The organism is Pseudomonas sp. GNP013 (assembly GCF_054343995.1).
In genome coordinates this window covers 108,674-130,598 of sequence record NZ_JBTGUT010000001.1, presented here as the reverse complement: position 1 = coordinate 130,598, position 21,925 = coordinate 108,674, and the positions used below count along the sequence as shown (strand labels likewise).

General features: G+C 60.1%; 17 protein-coding genes and 1 tRNA gene. 15 read left to right on the top strand and 3 right to left on the bottom strand.

The window, feature by feature from the left end; translation table 11 throughout:
• Positions 1-213 precede the first annotated feature (213 nt).
• The 7 genes from apaG to ACXX81_RS00535 all read left to right on the top strand — a co-directional run bounded on the left by apaG (position 214) and on the right by ACXX81_RS00535 (position 8,213).
• Positions 214-594, top strand: coding sequence for a Co2+/Mg2+ efflux facilitator ApaG/CorD (apaG, locus tag ACXX81_RS00565; protein WP_209985501.1), 381 nt, complete (start codon positions 214-216; stop codon positions 592-594).
• Positions 594-1,439, top strand: coding sequence for a symmetrical bis(5'-nucleosyl)-tetraphosphatase (locus tag ACXX81_RS00560; protein WP_209985504.1), 846 nt, complete (start codon positions 594-596; stop codon positions 1,437-1,439). The genes apaG and ACXX81_RS00560 overlap by 1 nt, the downstream gene beginning before the upstream one ends.
• Positions 1,440-1,448: 9 nt before the next feature.
• On the top strand, positions 1,449-1,778 hold the full coding sequence (gene glpE / locus ACXX81_RS00555; RefSeq protein WP_458571059.1) for a thiosulfate sulfurtransferase GlpE: 330 nt from the start codon (positions 1,449-1,451) through the stop codon (positions 1,776-1,778).
• A 284-nt stretch (positions 1,779-2,062) separates the two neighbouring features.
• Positions 2,063-3,985 carry a PrkA family serine protein kinase gene (locus ACXX81_RS00550; RefSeq protein ID WP_003194732.1) on the top strand — a complete coding sequence of 641 codons (1,923 nt, stop codon included), beginning with the start codon at positions 2,063-2,065 and terminating at the stop codon, positions 3,983-3,985.
• A gap of 104 nt (positions 3,986-4,089) precedes the next feature.
• On the top strand, positions 4,090-5,361 hold the full coding sequence (locus ACXX81_RS00545; protein ID WP_057006670.1) for a YeaH/YhbH family protein: 1,272 nt from the start codon (positions 4,090-4,092) through the stop codon (positions 5,359-5,361).
• A complete protein-coding gene (locus ACXX81_RS00540; protein ID WP_209985511.1) occupies positions 5,358-6,923 on the top strand; it encodes a SpoVR family protein in 1,566 nt (521 codons plus the stop codon). Before ACXX81_RS00545 ends, ACXX81_RS00540 begins: the two co-directional genes overlap by 4 nt.
• A gap of 63 nt (positions 6,924-6,986) precedes the next feature.
• Positions 6,987-8,213: a multifunctional CCA addition/repair protein gene (locus ACXX81_RS00535; protein WP_231423603.1), complete on the top strand. Its 1,227-nt coding sequence runs from the start codon at positions 6,987-6,989 to the stop codon at positions 8,211-8,213.
• 3 nt (positions 8,214-8,216) lie between these two features.
• On the opposite strand, the gene folK is transcribed toward ACXX81_RS00535, so the two are convergent.
• Both folK and folB read right to left on the bottom strand, forming a co-directional pair.
• Complete coding sequence (folK, locus tag ACXX81_RS00530) at positions 8,217-8,741, bottom strand: 2-amino-4-hydroxy-6-hydroxymethyldihydropteridine diphosphokinase (protein ID WP_209985517.1); 525 nt, start codon at positions 8,739-8,741, stop codon at positions 8,217-8,219.
• Entirely contained in the window at positions 8,732-9,085 is a 354-nt protein-coding gene (gene folB, locus ACXX81_RS00525; RefSeq protein ID WP_209985521.1) for a dihydroneopterin aldolase, read from the bottom strand. Before folB ends, folK begins: the two co-directional genes overlap by 10 nt.
• Before the next feature lie 74 nt (positions 9,086-9,159).
• Here folB and plsY point away from each other — a divergent pair, with 74 nt between their 5' ends.
• Positions 9,160-9,729, top strand: coding sequence for a glycerol-3-phosphate 1-O-acyltransferase PlsY (gene plsY / locus ACXX81_RS00520; RefSeq protein ID WP_458571058.1), 570 nt, complete (start codon positions 9,160-9,162; stop codon positions 9,727-9,729).
• Between the two features lie 33 nt (positions 9,730-9,762).
• Here the strand turns inward: plsY and tsaD are convergent, their stop codons facing one another.
• Positions 9,763-10,788: a tRNA (adenosine(37)-N6)-threonylcarbamoyltransferase complex transferase subunit TsaD gene (tsaD, locus tag ACXX81_RS00515; protein ID WP_231423601.1), complete on the bottom strand. Its 1,026-nt coding sequence runs from the start codon at positions 10,786-10,788 to the stop codon at positions 9,763-9,765.
• Between the two features lie 203 nt (positions 10,789-10,991).
• Here tsaD and rpsU point away from each other — a divergent pair, with 203 nt between their 5' ends.
• The 7 genes from rpsU (at position 10,992) to ACXX81_RS00480 (ending at position 21,911) form a co-directional block, all read left to right on the top strand.
• Positions 10,992-11,207 (top strand): 30S ribosomal protein S21, encoded by a 216-nt coding sequence (gene rpsU, locus ACXX81_RS00510; RefSeq protein ID WP_002551877.1) that lies wholly within the window; start codon positions 10,992-10,994, stop codon positions 11,205-11,207.
• A 443-nt stretch (positions 11,208-11,650) separates the two neighbouring features.
• Positions 11,651-13,621: a DNA primase gene (gene dnaG / locus ACXX81_RS00505; protein ID WP_322214613.1), complete on the top strand. Its 1,971-nt coding sequence runs from the start codon at positions 11,651-11,653 to the stop codon at positions 13,619-13,621.
• Positions 13,622-13,688: 67 nt separating this feature from the next.
• The gene (gene rpoD / locus ACXX81_RS00500; RefSeq protein ID WP_209985529.1) at positions 13,689-15,539 is read left to right on the top strand and encodes an RNA polymerase sigma factor RpoD; all 1,851 of its coding nucleotides are present in this window, start codon (positions 13,689-13,691) and stop codon (positions 15,537-15,539) included.
• Between the two features lie 135 nt (positions 15,540-15,674).
• On the top strand, positions 15,675-19,418 hold the full coding sequence (locus ACXX81_RS00495) for an EAL domain-containing protein (protein ID WP_458571057.1): 3,744 nt from the start codon (positions 15,675-15,677) through the stop codon (positions 19,416-19,418).
• A gap of 15 nt (positions 19,419-19,433) precedes the next feature.
• Positions 19,434-19,510 (top strand) — tRNA-Ile (locus ACXX81_RS00490).
• A gap of 104 nt (positions 19,511-19,614) precedes the next feature.
• Positions 19,615-20,061: an Lrp/AsnC family transcriptional regulator gene (locus tag ACXX81_RS00485; protein ID WP_354376869.1), complete on the top strand. Its 447-nt coding sequence runs from the start codon at positions 19,615-19,617 to the stop codon at positions 20,059-20,061.
• A gap of 146 nt (positions 20,062-20,207) precedes the next feature.
• Complete coding sequence (locus ACXX81_RS00480; protein ID WP_322212065.1) at positions 20,208-21,911, top strand: flavin monoamine oxidase family protein; 1,704 nt, start codon at positions 20,208-20,210, stop codon at positions 21,909-21,911.
• Positions 21,912-21,925: the final 14 nt, after the last annotated feature.

Here is a 21,925-nt window from a genome sequence, read left to right as displayed (position 1 = left end):
GTGGGAGGGGCTTGCTCCCGATTGCAGAGTGTCAGTCGATGCATGCGTTGACTGATCCGCCGCTTTCGGGAGCAAGCCCCCCCCACAATTGAATCCAGTGATGCCAACAGTTGCTCAAAGCCTCCCGGACAGCATGTCTGGCCTAGTGCCCATCTCTTGGCCTAGACTGACCCGCATCTGCTGTCTTCCGCTTTTGCTTTTAAGGCCTCTTGCATGTCCGATCCTCGTTACCAGATCGACGTCAGCGTCGTCACCCGCTTTCTGGCGGACCAATCCCAACCCGAGCACAACCGCTTCGCCTTTGCCTACACCGTCACAGTGAAGAACAACGGCCTGGTGCCGGCCAAGCTGCTGTCGCGCCACTGGGTGATTACCGACGGCGACGGCCAGGTCGAGGAAGTACGCGGTGCAGGCGTGGTCGGCCAGCAGCCATTGATCGACAGCGGCGCCAGCCACACCTACAGCAGCGGCACGGTGATGACCTCAAGGGTCGGCACCATGCAAGGCTCGTATCAGATGAAAGCCACCGACGGCCAACTGTTCGACGCCATTATCAAGCCGTTCCGCCTCGCCGTGCCCGGGGCCCTGCACTGATGGCGACGTACGCGGTCGGCGACCTGCAGGGCTGCCTGGATCCCCTCAAGCGCCTGCTGGAGCGCGTGGCCTTCGACCCGGCGCAAGATCGCCTGTGGCTGGTCGGCGACCTGGTCAACCGCGGCCCGCAGTCACTGGAAACCCTGCGCTATCTCTATGGCCTGCGTGATTCGCTGGTGTGCGTATTGGGCAACCATGACCTGCACCTGCTGGCGGCCGGCCGTAACATCGAGCGCCTGAAAAAGGGCGACACCCTGCGCGAAATCCTCGAAGCGCCGGACCGCGCCGAACTGCTGGAATGGGTGCGCCGGCAAAAAATCATGCATTACGACGAAGCGCGCAACATGGCGCTGGTGCATGCGGGCATTGCGCCGCAGTGGACGCTGAAGAAAGCCCTCAAGTGCGCCGCCGAAGTCGAAATTGCCCTGGCCGACGATAACCTCTACACCGCCTACCTCGACGGCATGTACGGCAATGAGCCGGTCAAATGGGACAATGACCTCACCGGCGTGGCACGCCTGCGGGTGATCACCAACTACTTTACGCGTATGCGCTTCTGCACGGTCGACGGCAAACTGGACCTCAAGACCAAGGAGGGCGCTGACAGCGCGCCGCCTGGCTACAAGCCCTGGTTCGCCCACAAGGAGCGCAAGACCCGCGACACGAAGATCATCTTTGGTCACTGGGCCGCCCTCGAAGGCAACTGCGATGAGCCCGGCGTATTCGCCCTCGACACCGGCTGCGTGTGGGGCGGCGCCATGACCCTGATGAACATCGATACCGGCGAGCGCCTCCGTTGCCAGTGCCAATCCCCTCTCCCACCACAAACGGCCGCCCAGCCCTAGGAGCCCGCCATGAGCGAATTCAAACGTATCCCCCCCGCACAAGCCCAGGCCCTGCGCGAGCAAGGCGCCGTGGTGGTCGATATTCGTGACCAGCCCACGTACGCCGCTGCTCACATCAGCGGCGCCCGGCATCTGGACAACGTCAATATTCAAGACTTCATCCGCGCCGCCGATCTCGACGTGCCGCTGATCGTGGCCTGCTACCACGGCAACTCCAGCCAGAGCGCCGCCGCTTACCTGGTCAGCCAGGGCTTCTCCGACGTCTATAGCCTGGACGGCGGCTTTGAGCTGTGGCGTGCGACCTATCCCGCAGAAATTTCCTCGGGCGATCCGCAATAATTTTTTTCACACCCCGCCACCCCGCGTGATGCTTGGGCTTGCGCCGTTTCTGACGAACGGCGCGGGCAAACTAATTACGCATCACGCCTTGACCTCCACGATTCCGAACTATCCTTAAGCGCAGGCCATCCAAATCAGGGGAGAGCCGGTACACCGGCGCACGGGTCATCGGTAGCGTTTCAGGGTGTTCTGGGGGGAAACAGCCATTGGTGTCTGCCAATGGTTGCCAGCATCGACTGATTGATCCGGCGTCGGCTCCACGTATCGAGCGAGGTGACGACGTCATGAGTATCTTTAGCCACTTCCAACAGCGCTTTGCGTCCACACAGCAGGAAGAACTCACGCTTCAAGAGTATCTGGAGCTGTGCAAACAGGACCGCAGCACCTACGCGTCGGCCGCCGAGCGCCTGCTATTGGCGATCGGCGAGCCGGAGCTGGTGGAGACCGCGAACAATTCGCGCCTGTCGCGAATATTCTCCAACAAGGTGATCCGTCGCTATCCGGCCTTTGAAGACTTCCACGGAATGGAAGAATGCATTGACCAGATCGTCTCCTACTTCCGCCACGCCGCCCAAGGCCTGGAAGAGAAGAAACAGATTCTTTACCTGCTCGGCCCGGTGGGTGGCGGTAAATCCTCCCTCGCCGAGAAGCTCAAACAGCTGATCGAGAAGGTCCCCTTCTATGCCATCAAGGGCTCGCCAGTATTCGAGTCGCCCCTGGGGTTGTTCAACGCCACGGAAGATGGCGCGATCCTCGAAGAAGACTTCGGCATCCCTCGGCGCTACCTCAACACCATCATGTCGCCCTGGGCCACCAAGCGCCTGGCCGAGTTCGGTGGTGATATCAGCCAGTTCCGCGTGGTCAAGCTCTACCCTTCGATCCTCAACCAGATCGGGGTGGCCAAGACCGAGCCCGGCGACGAAAACAACCAGGATATTTCGGCGCTGGTGGGCAAGGTCGATATCCGCAAACTCGAAGAATTTCCGCAGAATGACGCCGATGCCTACAGCTACTCGGGCGCACTGTGCCGGGCCAACCAGGGCCTGATGGAGTTCGTGGAGATGTTCAAGGCGCCGATCAAGGTGCTGCACCCACTGCTCACCGCCACCCAGGAAGGCAACTACAACAGTACCGAAGGCCTGGGGGCGATTCCGTTCACCGGGATCCTGCTGGCCCACTCCAACGAATCGGAATGGCACACCTTCCGCAATAACAAGAACAACGAAGCCTTCATCGACCGGATCTACATCGTCAAAGTGCCGTACTGCCTGCGCGTCAGCGACGAGATCAAGATCTACGACAAGCTGCTGTTCAACAGCTCCCTGGCCAAGGCTCATTGCGCGCCTGACACCCTGAAGATGCTCGCGCAGTTCACCGTGCTGTCACGCCTCAAGGAGCCGGAAAACTCGAATATCTATTCGAAGATGCGCGTATACGACGGCGAAAATCTCAAGGACACCGACCCCAAGGCCAAGTCGATCCAGGAATACCGCGACACCGCGGGCGTGGACGAGGGCATGAACGGGCTGTCGACGCGCTTCGCGTTCAAGATCCTGTCCAAGGTCTTCAACTTCGACCCGCACGAAATCGCCGCCAACCCGGTGCACTTGCTGTATGTGCTGGAGCAGCAGATTGAACAGGAGCAATTCCAGGCCGAAACCCGCGAACGTTACCTGCGCTTCCTCAAGGAATACCTGGCGCCGCGCTATATCGAATTCATCGGCAAGGAAATCCAGACCGCGTATCTCGAATCCTACAGCGAGTACGGCCAGAACATCTTCGACCGCTACGTGCTGTACGCCGACTTCTGGATCCAGGATCAGGAATACCGCGACCCGGAAACCGGCGAAATCCTCAACCGCGTGGCCCTCAACGAGGAACTGGAAAAAATCGAAAAACCGGCCGGCATCAGCAATCCGAAGGATTTCCGCAACGAAATCGTCAACTTCGTACTGCGCGCCCGCGCCAACAACAACGGCAAGAACCCCACTTGGCTCAGCTACGAGAAGCTGCGCGTGGTCATCGAGAAGAAAATGTTCTCGAACACCGAGGACCTGTTGCCGGTCATCAGCTTCAACGCCAAGGCCAGCAAGGAGGATCAGCAAAAACACAACGACTTCGTCACACGCATGGTCGAGCGAGGCTATACCGACAAACAGGTACGACTGCTGTCGGAATGGTACCTACGGGTCCGGAAATCGCAGTGAGAGCAGTAGCTGCAAGCTTCTAGCTGCAAGCTGCAAGAGAACAGCGCACGCCGTTCCAACTTGCAGCTTGCAGCTTACGACTTGAAGCTCCCCGGAGGGGCCCCATGAGCTATGTGATCGACCGACGCCTCAATGGCAAGAACAAGAGCACGGTAAACCGGCAGCGTTTCCTGCGGCGTTACCGTGACCACATCAAAAAGGCCGTGGAAGAAGCGGTCAGCCGCCGCTCCATCACCGATATGGAGCATGGCGAGCAGATCAGCATTCCCGGGCGGGATATCGACGAGCCGGTGCTGCACCACGGACGCGGCGGCAAACAGACGGTCGTGCACCCGGGCAACAAGGAGTTCACCACCGGCGAACATATCCAGCGACCCCAGGGTGGCGGTGGCGGCAAGGGTGCGGGCAAGGCCGGCAACTCCGGCGAAGGCATGGACGAGTTCGTGTTCCAGATTACCCAGGAAGAATTCCTCGAGTTCATGTTCGAGGATCTGGAGCTGCCCAATCTGGTCAAGCGCAACCTCACCGGCACCGACACCTTCAAGACCGTGCGCGCGGGGATCAGCAACGAAGGCAATCCGTCGCGCATCAATATCATCCGCACCCTGCGTTCAGCCCACGCGCGGCGCATTGCGCTGTCCGGCAGCAGCCGCGCCAAACTGAGGGAAGCCAAGGAAGAACTGGCGCGGCTCAAACGCGAAGAACCGGACAATTTCGGCGATATCCAGCAGATCGAGGCGGAAATCGAAAAACTCAGCGCGCGTATTCATCGTGTGCCGTTTCTCGATACCTTCGACTTGAAATACAACCTGCTGGTCAAGCAGCCCAACCCCAGCTCAAAGGCCGTGATGTTCTGCCTGATGGACGTGTCCGGCTCCATGACCCAGGCCACCAAGGACATTGCCAAGCGCTTCTTTATCCTGCTGTACCTGTTCCTGAAGCGGAACTACGACAAGATCGACGTGGTGTTCATCCGCCATCACACCAGCGCCCGGGAAGTGGACGAGGAAGAGTTCTTTTACTCGCGGGAAACCGGCGGCACCATCGTGTCCAGCGCGTTGAAGTTGATGCAGGAGATCATGGCCGAGCGCTATCCGGCCAATGAGTGGAATATCTACGCGGCCCAGGCTTCCGACGGTGACAACTGGAACGATGACTCGCCGATCTGCCGCGATATTCTGATCAACCAGATCATGCCGTTCGTGCAGTACTACACCTACGTCGAAATTACCCCCCGTGAGCACCAGGCCCTGTGGTTCGAATATGAGCGCATCGGCGAAGCCTTTGCCGACACATTTGCCCAGCAGCAACTGGTCTCGGCCGGCGATATTTACCCGGTCTTCCGTGAACTCTTCCAGCGCAGGTTAGTGACATGACCGCCAAAAAAGAGACTAGACGCCAACCCCTTTCCACCGGGTCCGAGTGGACCTTTGAACTGATCCAGGCCTATGACCGGGAAATCAGCCGCATTGCGGCGGGTTATGCGCTGGACACTTACCCCAACCAGATCGAAGTGATCACCGCCGAACAGATGATGGATGCCTACGCCTCGGTAGGCATGCCGCTGGGTTACCACCATTGGTCCTACGGCAAACACTTCCTCAGCACCGAGAAATCCTACACCCGTGGCCAGATGGGCCTGGCCTACGAGATCGTGATCAACTCCGACCCATGCATCGCCTACCTGATGGAAGAAAACACCATCTGCATGCAGGCGCTGGTGGTCGCCCATGCGTGCTATGGACATAACAGCTTCTTCAAGGGCAACTACCTGTTCCGCACCTGGACGGATGCCAGTTCGATTATCGATTACCTGGTGTTCGCCAAGCAGTACATCATGCAGTGCGAGGAGCGCCACGGCATCGATGCGGTGGAAGACCTGCTCGACTCCTGCCATGCATTGATGAACTACGGGGTCGACCGCTACAAACGCCCGTACCCGATTTCTGCCGAAGAAGAACGCCTGCGCCAGGCTGAGCGCGAGGAGCATCTGCAGAAGCAGATTAACGACCTGTGGCGCACCATTCCGAAAAAGGCCGGCAAAAACAACGACAAGGATAATGCGCGCTTCCCCGCCGAACCTCAGGAAAACATCCTCTATTTTCTGGAAAAACACGCGCCACTGCTTGAGCCCTGGCAGCGCGAAATCGTGCGCATTGTGCGCAAGATCGCCCAGTATTTTTATCCACAGCGCCAGACTCAGGTGATGAATGAAGGCTGGGCAACCTTCTGGCACTACACCCTGATGAACGACCTGTACGACGAAGGCCTGGTCACGGACGGCTTCATGATGGAGTTCCTCACCTCCCACACCAGCGTAGTGTTCCAGCCCGGCTTCGACAGCCCTTATTACAGCGGCATCAACCCTTACGCCCTGGGCTTCGCGATGTACCGCGATATACGGCGCATGTGCGAGCACCCCACTGAGGAGGATCGCCGCTGGTTCCCGGAAATAGCCGGCAGCGACTGGCTGTCGACCATCAAGTTCGCCATGAGCAGCTTCAAGGACGAGAGCTTTATCCTGCAGTACCTGTCGCCTCAGGTGATCCGCGATCTCAAGCTGTTCAGCATCATGGATGACGACCTCAAGGACGATCTGGTGGTGCCGGCCATCCACGATGAACCGGGCTACCGCACCATCCGCGAAACCCTGGCGGCGCAATACAACCTGGGCAATCGCGAGCCCAACGTGCAAATCTACAGCATCGATGTGCGCGGTGATCGCTCGCTGACCCTGCGTCACCAGCAGCACGACCGCAAACCCTTGGGCGAGTCCACCGAAGAAGTCCTCAAGCACCTGCACCGGCTGTGGGGCTTCGACATTCACCTGGAAACCCTGCAGGGCGATCAAGTGATGAAAACCCATCACGTGCCACCGCGCAGCGATCACGGTGATGGCGACTATGGCCGTCTGGATTTGGCAGTAGTTCATCTCTGAAACGGCAAAGCCTCCATTGGTCAGGCACAGGCGGTATCCTGTGGCGCTAATGGAGGCTTTTTCATGAAAATCTACACAGTCGGCGGCGCCGTACGCGACCGCTTGCTGGGCATCAAGGTTACCGATGTCGACCGCGTAGTGGTTGGCGCGAGCGCCGAAGAAATGCTCGCCAAAGGCTACAAGCCGGTAGGCGCAGACTTCCCGGTATTCCTTGACCCTAAGAACGGCGACGAGTACGCGCTGGCCCGCACTGAACGCAAAAGTGGCCGGGGCTATGGCGGTTTTGTGTTTCACGCCAGCCCCGAAGTGACGCTGGAAGAAGACCTGATCCGTCGCGACCTGACGATCAACGCCATGGCGGAGGACGACGACGGTAATGTGATCGATCCGTATCACGGCCAGCGCGACCTGCAAGCCCGTATTCTTCGCCACGTTTCCCCCGCGTTTGCCGAAGATCCGTTACGTGTGCTGCGCGTGGCGCGCTTTGCCGCACGGTATGCGTCCCTGGGTTTTACCGTCGCGCCGCAGACCCTGGAACTGATGCGCCAACTCAGCGAGTCCGGCGAACTGGAAGCGCTGACACCCGAGCGCAGTTGGAAAGAAATCTCCCGCGCACTGATGGAGAATCAGCCCCAGGTATTTATCCAGGTGCTGCGCGACTGCGACGCGCTGAAAACCCTGATGCCGGAAGTGGACGCCCTGTTCGGCGTGCCGCAACCCCAAGCCCATCATCCGGAAATCGATACCGGTGTGCACACATTGAGCGTGCTGGAACAAGCCGCCGTGCATCATCAACCGCTGACAGTGCGCTGGTCCTGCCTGCTGCACGACTTGGGCAAGGGCACCACGCCTGGGGATAAGTTGCCGCAGCACATTGCCCATGAACAACGGGGTTTGAAGCTGATCAAGGCAGTGAACGAACGCTTCAAGGTGCCGAAGGATTGCCAGGAGCTGGCACTGCTGGTGGGTCAATATCATACCCACGGCCACCGTGCGCTGGAGCTGAAAGCCTCGACGTTGTTGGAGTTGCTGCAAAGTTTTGATGTGTATCGTCGGCCGCAACGCTTTGAAGAGTTTGTGGTGAGCTGCGAAATGGATGCGCGTGGCCGCAAGGGACTGGAGCAGAGAAGTTATCCACAAGCAGATTATTTACGCGGCGCAGCGAAGGCGGCGCGCGAGGTGCCAGTGGCGCCGCTGCTGGAGAAAGGCTTCAAAGGCCCGCAATTGGGCGAGGCATTGAAGCGCGAACGGCTCAAAGCACTGCAGGCCTACAAATCACTGCAGACCTGAGCCTCACGCCTGCAGGAGGGTTGCGGGCGTGAGTGGCTGGCCCTGCCATTCGAACCCGACCGGCGCCAGCACCTGGTCGATCTGTGCATCACGCCACAGCTCGGCCATGGTCCTGCGGGCCAGTGGATGCACGCGTTCCGGTGCCATCATCGACAGCGGCCACAGAACGAAAGCGTTGGTCAGGATCTCTGCGCGCGGCAGGATCAAACCGTCGAAATCCCCCACCAGCTCGCCGTACAGCAATACGTCGATGTCCAGCGGCAAGCCTTTGCGGCCGGGTGCATAGCGGCCGTTTTCGGCCTCGATGAGTTTCAGCCTGCGGTCCAGTTCCTTCAGCGGCAGGTCGGTATATGCCGACACCACCAAGTTGAAAAAAGGCCCGCTCTTGATGCCAACCGGCTGGCTTTCGAATACCGCCGAGCAACGCATCTGCGTCAGAAAGCTCGCCAATGCATCCAGCCCGGCGCACAAACGCAACTCGCGCTCGATATTGCTGCCAAGGCCGAGGTAAACCTGAGTCAGCGACATCCGCGCTCGATCTCCACGCCCACGCCCCTGGCAGCCGGCACGGCACCTGGCTTGGTCAACTTGAGGTGCAACCAGGGAATCTGGAACTCACTCATCAGCACCTGCGCCAGGCGCTCGGCGAAGGTTTCCACCAGCTGGTACCGGGACTCGTCGGCAAAGGCCTGGATACGTGCGGACACGCTGGCGTAATCCAGCGCCAGGGTCAGGTCGTCACCGGCCGCGGCCGGGCGATTGTCCCAGGCGAAACTCAGGTCCAGGCGCAGGCATTGCTTGATGCCGCGCTCCCAGTCGTAGGCGCCGATCACCGTGTCGACTTCCAGGCCTTCGATAAACACTCTGTCCAAGCACTCTTCTCCGCAGCACGACAAGGGCGCGATGCCCCGTTAGAATCAGGGCGTCCTCGCCCGGAATAGTTAGCATGTTTTGGTCACTGGCGATTTTCGCCTACCTGCTCGGCTCGCTGTCCTTCGCCATTGTGCTCAGCCGCCTGACGGGAAATCCCGATCCGCGAATGAGTGGCTCAGGCAATGCCGGCGCCACCAACATGTTGCGTCTGGCCGGCAAGAAACTTGCCGTATTGACCCTGCTGGGTGACGTCTGCAAGGGCCTGGTGCCCGTGCTGATTGCCAGCCTCGCCGGCCTGGCCCTGCAACAGCAGGCCTGGGTGGGCGTATGCGCCGTCCTGGGCCACCTGTTTCCCATATACTTTCGCTTTCGCGGCGGCAAAGGCGTCGCCACGGCGGCCGGCATGCTGCTGGGGATCTACCCACCCGCGGCTTTGCTGGCCATGACGGCCTGGCTGCTGACGTTCTACCTGACCCGCACCAGCTCCCTGGCCGCGCTGATCGCCACGCCGCTCACCCTGCCGTTGCTGGCCTGGCAGGCGCCGGCAGCGCTGTTGCCGATGAGCGTGCTGACGCTGCTGATCGTCTGGCGCCACCGCGGCAATCTACGCGACCTGTTTGCCGGGCGCGAACGGCATTTTTAAATACGCCCGGTGAACCCGGTTCATGCGCAAGCCTTACAACGGTGACAACTGCTCCATCGGCCAGCGCGCCTGCACGCTGATCGCCAGGCTTTCATGCTGCCCGGCCTGCAGGCGCTGGCAGCCGGCGTAGGCGATCATCGCGCCATTGTCGGTGCAGAACTCGGGGCGTGCGTAGAACACATCGCCCTTCATGTCACCGAGCATTTTTTCCAGCGAGGTACGCAAGGCCTTGTTGGCGCTGACGCCGCCAGCGATCACCAGGCGCTGCATGCCCGCCTGCTTGAGCGCGCGTTTGCACTTGATGGTCAAAGTTTCCACCACGGCCTGCTGGAACGCCAGAGCGATGTCGCAACGGGCTTGCTCACTGTCGTCCCCGGCGCTGACGCTTTGCTGCCAGGTGTTGAGTGCCGAGGTTTTCAAACCGCTGAAGCTGAACATCAGCCCCGGGCGATCACACATCGGACGCGGGAAGGTGTAGCGACCGGCCACGCCCTTTTCGGCGAGACGCGCGATTTCCGGGCCGCCAGGATAATTGAGGCCCATCATCTTCGCGGTCTTGTCGAACGCCTCACCGGCGGCATCGTCCAGGGACTCGCCCAACAGGGTGTATTGACCGATTCCATCGACCTGAACCAGTTGCGTATGGCCGCCCGACACCAACAAAGCGACGAACGGGAACTGCGGTGGTGTTTTTTCCAGCATGGGCGCCAGTAAATGGCCTTCCATGTGGTGCACACCGAGGGCCGGAATGCCCCAGGCAAATGCCAGCGCCTGCGCGCAAGAGGCCCCAACCAGAAGGGCTCCAACCAATCCGGGACCGGCGGTGTAGGCGATGGCATCGATCTCGGTCGGCACACAGCCGGCCTCGTCCAACACCTGCCGGATCAACGGCAGCATGCGCTTGACGTGATCGCGGCTGGCGAGCTCCGGCACCACGCCGCCATAGGCACGGTGCAAGTCGATCTGACTGAACAGTGCATCGGCCAAAAGCCCGCGTTCACTGTCGTAAAGTGCGACACCGGTTTCATCGCAGGAGGTTTCAAGTCCCAGTACTAGCATGGGTTTGCGCCTTGTAGAGGCTGAATTCGAAGGCGCGCATAATAGTCGCCACTCCCCCTCCCGCCTAGCGGTTTTCGATCAGAGGCTTTGCATTCCGGGCAATGAGAGGTTAACATCCGCAACCCTTAAAAACCGACGACCTCAGCCGCGAATTTTTTGCGACGAGAACGTTGAATCCCGGTAATGAAAGAAGGTAGCTCTGGATGCCAGCCGTCAAAGTAAAAGAGAACGAACCCTTCGACGTAGCTCTGCGTCGTTTCAAGCGCTCCTGCGAAAAAGCCGGTGTTCTGGCTGAAGTTCGTAGCCGCGAATTTTATGAGAAGCCAACTTCTGAGCGTAAGCGCAAGGCAGCAGCCGCTGTTAAGCGTCACGCCAAGAAAGTTCAGCGCGAACAGCGCCGCGCCGTTCGTCTGTACTAATACACAGACGTTCGTAGCAAGCTTCTGCCAAGCCCGGCCCTCAGCCGGGCTGTTGGCATTTGCGGATATCGCTTGATGCTTCACTGTTGACGCCGCACACGCGACCGATACAACCGCTTCACACGTCAGGACTGGCTCTTTTGCCAGCGGTGCGCGTCTCTTCTGACGAGCCTAACAAGGCTACTGACGAGCACACTTATTCTTCAAACAGACGATCAACCGTGTCGGCTGTGCCCATGACGAGTTCCGAGGCCGCCCGCAGGCCAAGACCGGATACCGGGGCAACATTTCCATGCCGACTCCTGATAGAAACCTAACGTCAGAGAATGTTCGGCAGATACACTTCCTGACAATCCATGCAGACGCAAGCTGGTCGAGCACTCGATAGCTGCGCTTGAACACTTCATGGACCCCGATTGACACGCAGTGATGACGAGAACGCCATGGCCGGGCTGATTCCCCAGAGCTTTATTGACGACCTTCTGAACCGCACCGACATCGTCGATGTTGTCAGCTCACGCGTGCAATTGAAAAAAGCCGGCAAGAACTACACCGCCTGCTGCCCGTTCCACAAGGAAAAGACCCCGTCGTTCAGCGTCAGCCCCGATAAGCAGTTCTACTATTGCTTCGGCTGCGGCGCAGGCGGCAATGCCCTCGGCTTCCTCATGGACCACGACAACCTGGACTTCCCCCAGGCGATCGAGGACCTGGCTAAAGCCGCCGGCATGGAAGTCCCCCGCGAAGAGAGTGGCCGCCCGCACAAACCGCGCCAGCCCACCGATTCGCCGCTGTACCCGCTGCTGACCGCTGCCGCCGACTTTTATCGTCAGGCGCTCAAGAGCCATCCGCAACGCAAGGCCGCCGTCGACTACCTCAAGGGCCGCGGCCTCACCGGCGAAATCGCCCGTGACTTCGGCCTGGGCTTCGCGCCGCCCGGCTGGGACAACCTGTACAAGCACCTGAGCAGCGACACGCTCCAGCAAAAAGCCATGATCGATGCCGGCCTGCTGGTGGAAAACGCCGAGACCGGCAAGCGCTACGACCGTTTCCGCGACCGCGTGATGTTCCCGATCCGCGACAGCCGTGGTCGTATCATCGCCTTTGGTGGGCGCGTGCTGGGCGACGACAAGCCCAAGTACCTGAACTCACCGGAAACCCCGGTGTTCCACAAGGGCCAGGAACTCTATGGCCTGTATGAAGCGCGCAAGAACAATCGCAACCTTGATGAGATCATCGTGGTTGAAGGCTATATGGACGTGATCGCCCTGGCCCAGCAAGGTTTGCGCAACGCCGTGGCGACCCTCGGCACCGCCACCAGCGAAGAACACCTCAAGCGGCTGTTTCGCGTGGTACCCAGCGTGCTGTTCTGTTTCGATGGCGACCAGGCCGGTCGCAACGCCGCCTGGCGCGCCCTCGAAGCTACGTTGTCGAGCCTGCAGGACGGGCGCCGCGCGCGCTTTCTGTTCCTGCCCGAAGGCGAAGACCCGGACACTTTGGTACGCGCCGAAGGCACCGATGCATTCCGTGCGCGCATCAACCAGCATGCACAGCCGCTGGCGGATTATTTCTTCCAGCAACTGACCGAGGAAGCCGACCCGCGCTCCCTTGAGGGCAAGGCCCACATGGCCACCCTCGCCGCACCACTGATCGACAAGGTGCCCGGCGCCAACCTGCGCACCCTGATGCGCCAGCGTCTGCTGGAAATTACCGGGTTGAGCGGCGAGGCCGTCAGCCAGCTGGTGCACAGCGCGCCGCAGACCGCACCACCGACCTATGATCCGGGCATGGACTACGATGCCATGCCGGACTACGCCGACTTTCACCCGCCGCAGGACGCCTATGCGCCGCAGCAGGACTGGACGCCAAAGAAACCCGGTGCCGGCGGCAAGAAGTGGGAAAAGAAACCCTGGAGCAAGAATTTCAAGCGCGGTGATCGCGACGAGGCTTATGCCCCGCGAACACCGGTCGCCGTCGAAGCACCCACGCTGATTGCCCTGCGCACGCTCATCCACCACCCGGAACTGGCGGGCAGGGTTGAAAGTGCCGAGCATTTTGCCAATGAGAGCAATACCTACGCTCAGGTGCTGATTGCCCTGATCGAAGCCGTGCAGAAAAATCCTAAGCTAAACTCCATCCAGTTGATGGCTCGTTGGCATGGCACCGAACAGGGCCGTTTGTTGAAAGCACTCGCAGAAAAGGAGTGGCTAATTGACGGCGATAACCTTGAACAACAGTTTTTAGACACCATTACTAGGTTATCTGCGGGTCAGCACACGCAGACCCTCGATGAGCTTATCAAGAGAGCAAGGCAGCCAGGATTGTCGGCTGAAGAGCAAATTCAGATAGCAAAACAGATGCGCGACCTATTAAAACAGAATGTTTCAGCATCAAACCCGACCTCAGCTGGCGTGTGAGGTCATAGCTCGGGTATAATCCTCGGCTTGTTTTTTGCCCGCCAAGACCTTCAGTGGATAGGGTGTTATGTCCGGAAAAGCGCAACAGCAGTCTCGTATCAAAGAGTTGATCACCCTTGGTCGTGAGCAGAAGTATCTGACTTACGCAGAGGTCAACGACCACCTGCCTGAGGATATTTCAGATCCTGAGCAGGTGGAAGACATCATCCGCATGATCAATGACATGGGGATCCCCGTACACGAGAGTGCTCCGGATGCGGACGCCCTTATGTTGGCCGACGCCGACACCGACGAGGCAGCCGCTGAAGAAGCCGCTGCCGCGCTGGCTGCGGTGGAGACCGACATCGGTCGCACGACTGACCCTGTGCGCATGTATATGCGTGAAATGGGCACCGTCGAGTTGCTGACGCGTGAAGGCGAAATCGAAATCGCCAAGCGCATTGAAGAGGGTATCCGTGAAGTGATGGGCGCAATCGCGCACTTCCCTGGCACGGTTGACCACATTCTCTCCGAGTACACTCGCGTCACCACCGAAGGTGGCCGCCTGTCCGACGTCCTGAGCGGTTATATCGACCCGGACGATGGCATTGCGCCGCCTGCCGCCGAAGTACCGCCACCGGTCGATCCGAAAGCCCCGAAAGCGGACGACGAGACCGACGACGAAGAGACTGAAGGCAGCAGCGACGACGAAGACGAAGTCGAAAGCGGCCCGGATCCGGTTATCGCTGCACAGCGTTTCGGTGCGGTTTCCGATCAAATGGAAATCACACGCAAGGCCCTGAAGAAGCATGGTCGTTCCAACAAGCAGGCAATTGCCGAGCTGTTGGCCCTGGCTGAGCTGTTCATGCCGATCAAACTGGTACCGAAGCAATTCGAAGGCCTGGTTGAGCGTGTTCGCAGTGCCCTCGAGCGTCTGCGTGCACAAGAGCGCGCAATCATGCAGCTGTGTGTGCGTGATGCACGCATGCCGCGTACCGACTTTCTGCGCCAGTTCCCAGGCCATGAAGTTGACGAAAGCTGGACCGACGCGCTGGCCAAGGGCAAGGCGAAATACGCCGAAGCCATCGGTCGTCTGCAGCCCGATATCATCCGCTGCCAACAGAAGTTGACCGCGCTTGAGACCGAGACCGGCCTGACGATTGCCGAGATCAAGGACATCAACCGTCGCATGTCGATCGGTGAGGCCAAGGCCCGCCGCGCGAAGAAAGAAATGGTTGAAGCCAACTTGCGTCTGGTGATCTCCATCGCCAAGAAGTACACCAACCGTGGCCTGCAATTCCTCGATCTGATCCAGGAAGGCAACATCGGCTTGATGAAGGCTGTGGACAAGTTCGAATACCGTCGCGGTTACAAGTTCTCGACCTATGCCACCTGGTGGATCCGTCAGGCGATCACTCGCTCGATCGCTGACCAGGCACGCACCATCCGTATTCCGGTGCACATGATCGAGACGATCAACAAGCTCAACCGCATTTCCCGGCAGATGTTGCAGGAAATGGGTCGTGAACCGACCCCGGAAGAGCTGGGCGAACGCATGGAAATGCCTGAGGATAAAATCCGCAAGGTATTGAAGATCGCCAAAGAGCCGATCTCCATGGAAACCCCGATCGGTGATGACGAAGACTCCCATCTGGGTGACTTCATCGAAGACTCGACCATGCAGTCGCCAATCGATGTCGCCACCGTTGAGAGCCTCAAGGAAGCAACCCGCGACGTACTCTCCGGCCTCACTGCCCGTGAAGCCAAGGTACTGCGCATGCGTTTCGGCATCGACATGAATACCGACCACACCCTTGAGGAAGTCGGTAAGCAATTTGACGTGACCCGTGAGCGGATCCGTCAGATCGAAGCCAAGGCGCTGCGCAAGTTGCGCCACCCGACGCGAAGCGAGCATCTGCGCTCCTTCCTCGACGAGTGATACCAGAACCCCCGGCCCAGGCCGGGGGTTTTGCTTTCTGTACATGTCTTTCTACAGATTAACTGCCTCGCCTCTCCCTCCCCCCGCATTGCCCGTCTACACTCGAAATATTCCCCGTGCCATAACGAGACCGTTATGCCCAGACTGCCGACCGTGATACTGCTGTCGCTGCTGACCTGGACCGCAACGGCTGGCGCGTTGACGCTTACTGATGAAGAGCGTGGCTGGCTGTCGGACCATCAGGAGCTGAAACTCGGTGTGGACCCTTTATGGCCACCGTTTGAATACCGTGATGAAAATGACCGTTACCAGGGCCTTGCGGCCGATTATATTCGCCTGATACAGGATCGCCTGGGCGTCAGGGTCAAACTGATCGAGCCTGGAAGTTGGAGGGCGGTTCTCGATCTGACGAAAGACAATCAGCTCGACCTGCTGCCTGCCGTCATGTCCACCCCTGAGCGTCAAAGCTTCATTGCGTTCACGCGGCCTTACCTGGACTTCCCCATCGTCATCCTGGCCCATGAGGGTGGCGCCAAACCGCGCAACCTTCAGGACCTGTACGGGCTGAAGATTGCCGTGGTGGAAAACTATGCGCCCCATGAGCTGCTGCGCAGCCACCATCCCGACCTCAATCTGGTCGCCATGCCCAATGTCAGCTCGACCTTGCAGGCGCTGGCCACCGACGAGGTGGATGCGGTAGTCGGAGACCTGGCTTCCAGCGTCTGGAGCCTGCGCCAACTCAAGCTGGAAGGCCTGTACGTCAGTGGCGAAACGCCCTATCGCTATCAACTGGCAATGGGTGTGCCGCGCGACAACAAGGTCCTGGTGGGCATCCTCGACAAGGTGCTCGCCGACCTCACCCCCGGCGAAACCGAAGCCATCCAGCAACGCTGGGTAGGCGGCATCAACGATCACCGCACTTTCTGGAAAGACCTGTTGACCTACGGCCTACCCGCCGTATTGCTGCTGATCACCGTATTGGCCATCGTGATTCAGATCAATCGCCGGCTCAGTTCGGAAATTTCCCGCCGCGTCGCCCTCGAACAGGAACTGCGCAGCAGCGAATACCACTACCGTGGCCTGGTGGAGAGCCTTTCCGCCATTGCCTGGGAAGCCAGCGTTACCGATTTCACCTACAGCTACGTGTCGCCCCACGCTGAGGATTTACTCGGCTACCCCCGTGCCCATTGGCTGATCCCGGGCTTCTGGCGCAATATCATTCACCCCGCCGACCTGACCCGCGCCGAAGCCTATTGCAACCGTGAAACGCGCGCCAACCGTGACCACAGCATTGATTATCGAGTTATCACCGCCGACGGCCGCTGCCTGTGGGTGCGTGACATCGTGAGCCTGATCGAACACGGGCACGAACCCGTGCTGCGCGGGTTGATGATCGATATCAGCGAAGCCAAGCGCACGGAAGAAGCCCTGCAGCGTTCCGAACAGAAATTCGCCTCGGTGTTCCAGCAATGCCCGGACATCCTGGTGATCGCGCGCCTTTCCGACGGCTGCCTGCTCGAGGTGAACAAAGCCTTCGAAGACCAGATTGGCCTGAGTGCCGAGCAGGTAATCGGCAAGGCCGGTACCGAGCTGGATATCTGGGGCATTCCCGGCATCGGCTCGGAGTTGCTGAAGCGCGTCCAGACCACCAGTATCCGCAACCTGGAACTGCCCTTCCGGCGCAGCAATGGCCAGGCGTTCATCGGGCTGATTTCCGCCGAACCGTTCCTGCTCGATACCACGGAAGCCATCGTCGTCGTGGTGCGCGATATCACCCAGCTCAAGGAAACCCAGCAACAGCTGCAAACCTCCGAAGAGAAGTTCGCCAAAGCCTTCCATGCCTCGCCCGACGGCTTGTTGCTGAGTCGCCAGCGGGACGGCCTGTTGATTGAGGTTAACGAAGGCTTCAGCCGTCTCACCGGCTACACCTCCGCCACGTCTCTGGAACACTCAGCCATGGAGCTGGGCATCTGGGTCGACCTCAACGAACGCAAACACATGCTGGATCTGATACGACGCAACGGCTTCGTGCGTGACTTCATTTGCCACATACGGCGCAGCGACGGGGAGATCCGGCTTTGCGAAGTGTCCAGCCGGCCCCTGCCCATCGGTGATGAAGCCTGCATATTGACCATCGCCCGCGACATCACCGAACGTCAGTTGATGCAGGAGAAACTGCAACAGGCCGCGACCGTGTTCGAAAGCACCGCCGAAGGCGTGTTGATCACCGACACCTCGCAGAACATCAGCGCAGTCAACCGCGCGTTCAGCGAAATCACCGGCTACAGCGAGGCTGAAGCCTTGGGCCAAACCCCGCGTCTGCTCGCCTCCGGCCAGCACGACAGCGCGTTCTTCGCTGCGATGTGGCACCAGTTGGCCGCCCATGGGCATTGGCAAGGCGAGATCGCCAACCGTCGCAAGGATGGCGAGGTGTACCCCAGCTGGCTGACCATCAACGCCGTGCGTAATCGCGACGACGTGATCACCCACTTCGTTGCCGTGTTCGCCGATATCTCCAGCCTCAAACTTGCCCAGGCCCGCCTCGATTACCAGGCGCACCACGACCCGCTCACCGGCCTGCCCAACCGCACCCTGTTTGAAAGCCGGCTGCAGGCCGCTCTCGATGGTCACCAGGAAACCGGCCAACAAGGCGCCGTTCTATTCCTCGACCTGGACCGTTTCAAGCACATCAATGACAGCCTCGGCCACCCCATCGGCGACCTGCTGCTCAAAGGCATCGCCGTGCGCCTCAAAGAACAACTGCGCGACATCGACACCGTTGCGCGCCTGGGCGGCGATGAATTCATCATCCTGCTGCCCGGCCTGCAAAACGCCAGCGACGCCGACTACCTGGCCAACAAGCTGCTCGCCTGCTTCACGCAGCCGTTCCAGGCGGGCGAACACGAGTTCTTCATCAGCGCCAGCATCGGCACCAGCCTGTACCCCGAGGACGGCACCGACGTCGCCACCCTGGTCAAGAATGCCGATGCCGCCATGTACCGCTCCAAAGCCAAGGGCCGCAACCGGGTCGAAAGCTACACCAGTGACCTGACGACCCAGGCCAGCGAACGCGTGGCACTGGAGCACGAACTGCGCCGCGCCATCGAACGTGACGAACTGAGCCTGTATTACCAACCCAAGCTAAGCCTGACGAGCCAGGAACTGATCGGCGCCGAAGCCCTGATCCGCTGGCACCACCCCACTTTTGGCGACGTGCCGCCCGAACACTTCATCGCCCTGGCCGAAGAAAACGGCACCATCCTGCAGATCGGCGACTGGGTGCTGGAACAAGCCTGCCAGCAACTGCACGCCTGGCAGGGCACCTTCGACACATTCGGCCCGCTCTCGGTCAACCTCGCCGGCGCGCAACTGCGCAGCCCCAACCTGCTGGCGCGCATCGAACAACTGCTGCACGACTACCACCTCGACCCCGGCTGCCTGCAACTGGAGATCACCGAAAACTTCATCATGAGCCAGGCCGAAGAAGCCCTGAAAGTGCTGCACCAGCTCAAACACCTCGGCGTGCAACTGGCAATTGACGACTTCGGCACCGGCTACTCCTCCCTCAGCTACCTCAAACGCCTGCCCCTGGACTTCCTGAAAATCGACCAGTCCTTCGTCCGCGGCCTCCCCGACGACCCCCACGACGCCGCCATCGTCCGCGCCATCATCGCCCTGGGCCACAGCATGCAATTCACCATCATCGCCGAGGGAGTGGAGAATGCGGCGCAGCAGGATTTCCTGGCGGCGGAAGGGTGTGAACAGATGCAGGGTTACATCGTGAGCCTGCCATTACCGCCGGGGCTTTTTGCCGAGGCGTTTCTTCGTACGAAGATTGAGAATTTTACGGATGGCACAGTGAAGAAACCGTCGTTATAATCCGCGACCTACTGAGGGCCTATAGCTCAGTTGGTTAGAGCAGGGGACTCATAATCCCTTGGTCCACGGTTCGAGTCCGTGTGGGCCCACCATACTCAAAGCCGCGCATTGCGCGGCTTTCGTCGTTTCTGGTCTCAGGCTTTTCCCCGCACAAGCCTGTAACATGCCACCAACCGCCCCCCATCCCGGAGCCCCCTTGGCCACCCTAGACGAAATCGACCGCCAACTCATCGCTGCGCTGCAACTGAACGCCCGCGAAAGCGTGGCCATGCTCGCTCGGCAGCTCGGCATCGCGCGCACTACGGTCACCTCTCGCCTGGCGCGGCTGGAGAAAGCCCAGGTGATCACCGGTTACGGTGTTCGCCTCAGTCAACGTGTCGCCGATGGGGGTCTGCAGGCGTATGTAGGCATCACTGTACAACCACGCTCCGGCAAGGAAGTGCTGCGCAAACTCAGCGCCATGGCTCAGGTGCAGCAACTCTGCGCGGTGAGCGGCGAATTCGATTATGTGGCCTGGCTGCGCACCGATTCGCCCGAGCAACTCGACCAATTGCTCGATCAGATCGGCAGTGTCGACGGCGTTGAAAAAACCACCACGTCGATCATCCTCAGCAACAAACTGGATCGCGCACAACCAATCTGATCGATCGGGTCGTCATACTGACTAAAACAAGCTCAATATGACGACACATTGCGTCTTATTAATGACCTCTGCACTCCCTAAACTGGCTGCCATCTTTTCCTATACTCAGCGGGTCGCTTCCCGTCGAGTCGTCAACAAGGTCAGCCATGAGCATTCCGTCCAGCACCCTCAGCAAGACCATTCGCCACCCTGCCGACGGTAAAAAACCGATCACTATCTTCGGCCCGGATTTTCCGTTTGCCTTTGATGACTGGATCGAGCACCCGGCGGGCCTGGGCAGCATTCCTGCTGCCAATCACGGCGCCGAGGTGGCGATTGTCGGCGCGGGGATTGCCGGGCTGGTCGCGGCCTATGAGCTGATGAAGCTGGGTCTGAAGCCGGTGGTGTACGAAGCCTCGAAAATGGGCGGCCGTTTGCGCTCCCAGGCGTTCGAAGGCGCCGAGGGCATCATTGCAGAGCTGGGCGGCATGCGGTTTCCGGTGTCGTCCACGGCGTTCTATCACTATGTGGACAAGCTGGGGCTGGAAACCAAACCGTTTCCCAACCCGCTGACGCCGGCCTCCGGCAGCACGGTGATTGATCTGGAAGGCGAGACTCACTACGCGCAGAAACTCTCGGACTTGCCGGCGCTGTTCCAGGAAGTGGCCGACGCCTGGGCCGATGCGCTGGAGGCCGGTTCGCAGTTCGGCGATATCCAGCAGGCTATCCGCGACCGCGATGTGCCGCGTCTGAAAGCGCTGTGGAACAAGCTGGTGCCTCTGTGGGACGACCGCACTTTCTACGACTTCGTGGCCACCTCGAAGGCGTTCGCCAAGTTGTCGTTCCACCATCGCGAAGTGTTTGGCCAGGTGGGTTTCGGCACCGGCGGCTGGGACTCGGACTTCCCCAACTCGATGCTGGAGATCTTTCGCGTGGTGATGACCAACTGCGACGATCACCAGCACCTGGTGGTCGGCGGCGTGGCGCAGGTGCCCATGGGCATCTGGCGCCATGTGCCCGAGCGTTGCGCCCACTGGCCGGCCGGCACCAGCCTCAGCTCATTGCACTGCGGCGCGCCACGGGCCGGGGTCAAGCGCATTGCCCATGCGGCGGGTGGCCGTTTCGCGGTCACCGACAATTACGGCGACACCCGCGAATACGCTGCGGTGCTCACCACCTGCCAGAGCTGGCTGCTGACCACACAGATCGAATGCGACGAAACCCTGTTCTCGCAAAAGATGTGGATGGCTTTGGACCGCACGCGCTATATGCAGTCGTCGAAAACCTTCGTGATGGTCGACCGCCCGTTCTGGAAGGACAAGGACCCGGAAACCGGCCGCGACCTGATGAGCATGACCCTCACCGACCGCCTGACCCGTGGCACTTACCTGTTCGACAATGGCGACGACAAGCCGGGCGTCATCTGCCTGTCGTACTCGTGGATGAGCGACGCGCTGAAAATGCTGCCGCAGCCCATCGATAAACGGGTGAAACTGGCGCTGGACGCCCTGAACAAGATTTACCCGAAAGTCGACATCAAGGCGCGCATCATCGGCGATCCGATCACCGTGTCCTGGGAAGCCGACCCGCATTTCCTCGGCGCCTTCAAGGGCGCATTGCCCGGCCACTATCGCTACAACCAGCGGATGTACGCGCACTTCATGCAGAAGGACATGCCCGCCGAGCAGCGTGGGATTTTCATTGCCGGCGACGATGTGTCCTGGACGCCTGCGTGGGTCGAAGGCGCGGTGCAAACTTCCCTCAACGCGGTGTGGGGCATCATGAATCACTTTGGTGGCAGCACTCACCCCGAGAACCCGGGGCCGGGTGACGTGTTCGATGAAATCGGGCCGATTGCCCTGCCTGAATAACTGCCCGACTCAAG

Excerpts from the sequence above, each read along its gene's own strand:
- apaG (WP_209985501.1), top strand. The coding sequence starts at position 214 with ATGTCCGATCCTCGTTACCAGATCGACGTCAGCGTCGTCACCCGCTTT.
- ACXX81_RS00560 (WP_209985504.1), top strand. The coding sequence starts at position 594 with ATGGCGACGTACGCGGTCGGCGACCTGCAGGGCTGCCTGGATCCCCTC.
- glpE (WP_458571059.1), top strand. The coding sequence starts at position 1,449 with ATGAGCGAATTCAAACGTATCCCCCCCGCACAAGCCCAGGCCCTGCGC.
- ACXX81_RS00550 (WP_003194732.1), top strand. The coding sequence starts at position 2,063 with ATGAGTATCTTTAGCCACTTCCAACAGCGCTTTGCGTCCACACAGCAG.
- ACXX81_RS00545 (WP_057006670.1), top strand. The coding sequence starts at position 4,090 with ATGAGCTATGTGATCGACCGACGCCTCAATGGCAAGAACAAGAGCACG.
- ACXX81_RS00540 (WP_209985511.1), top strand. The coding sequence starts at position 5,358 with ATGACCGCCAAAAAAGAGACTAGACGCCAACCCCTTTCCACCGGGTCC.
- ACXX81_RS00535 (WP_231423603.1), top strand. The coding sequence starts at position 6,987 with ATGAAAATCTACACAGTCGGCGGCGCCGTACGCGACCGCTTGCTGGGC.
- folK (WP_209985517.1), bottom strand. The coding sequence starts at position 8,741 with ATGTCGCTGACTCAGGTTTACCTCGGCCTTGGCAGCAATATCGAGCGC.
- plsY (WP_458571058.1), top strand. The coding sequence starts at position 9,160 with ATGTTTTGGTCACTGGCGATTTTCGCCTACCTGCTCGGCTCGCTGTCC.
- tsaD (WP_231423601.1), bottom strand. The coding sequence starts at position 10,788 with ATGCTAGTACTGGGACTTGAAACCTCCTGCGATGAAACCGGTGTCGCA.
- rpsU (WP_002551877.1), top strand. The coding sequence starts at position 10,992 with ATGCCAGCCGTCAAAGTAAAAGAGAACGAACCCTTCGACGTAGCTCTG.
- dnaG (WP_322214613.1), top strand. The coding sequence starts at position 11,651 with ATGGCCGGGCTGATTCCCCAGAGCTTTATTGACGACCTTCTGAACCGC.
- rpoD (WP_209985529.1), top strand. The coding sequence starts at position 13,689 with ATGTCCGGAAAAGCGCAACAGCAGTCTCGTATCAAAGAGTTGATCACC.
- ACXX81_RS00495 (WP_458571057.1), top strand. The coding sequence starts at position 15,675 with ATGCCCAGACTGCCGACCGTGATACTGCTGTCGCTGCTGACCTGGACC.
- ACXX81_RS00480 (WP_322212065.1), top strand. The coding sequence starts at position 20,208 with ATGAGCATTCCGTCCAGCACCCTCAGCAAGACCATTCGCCACCCTGCC.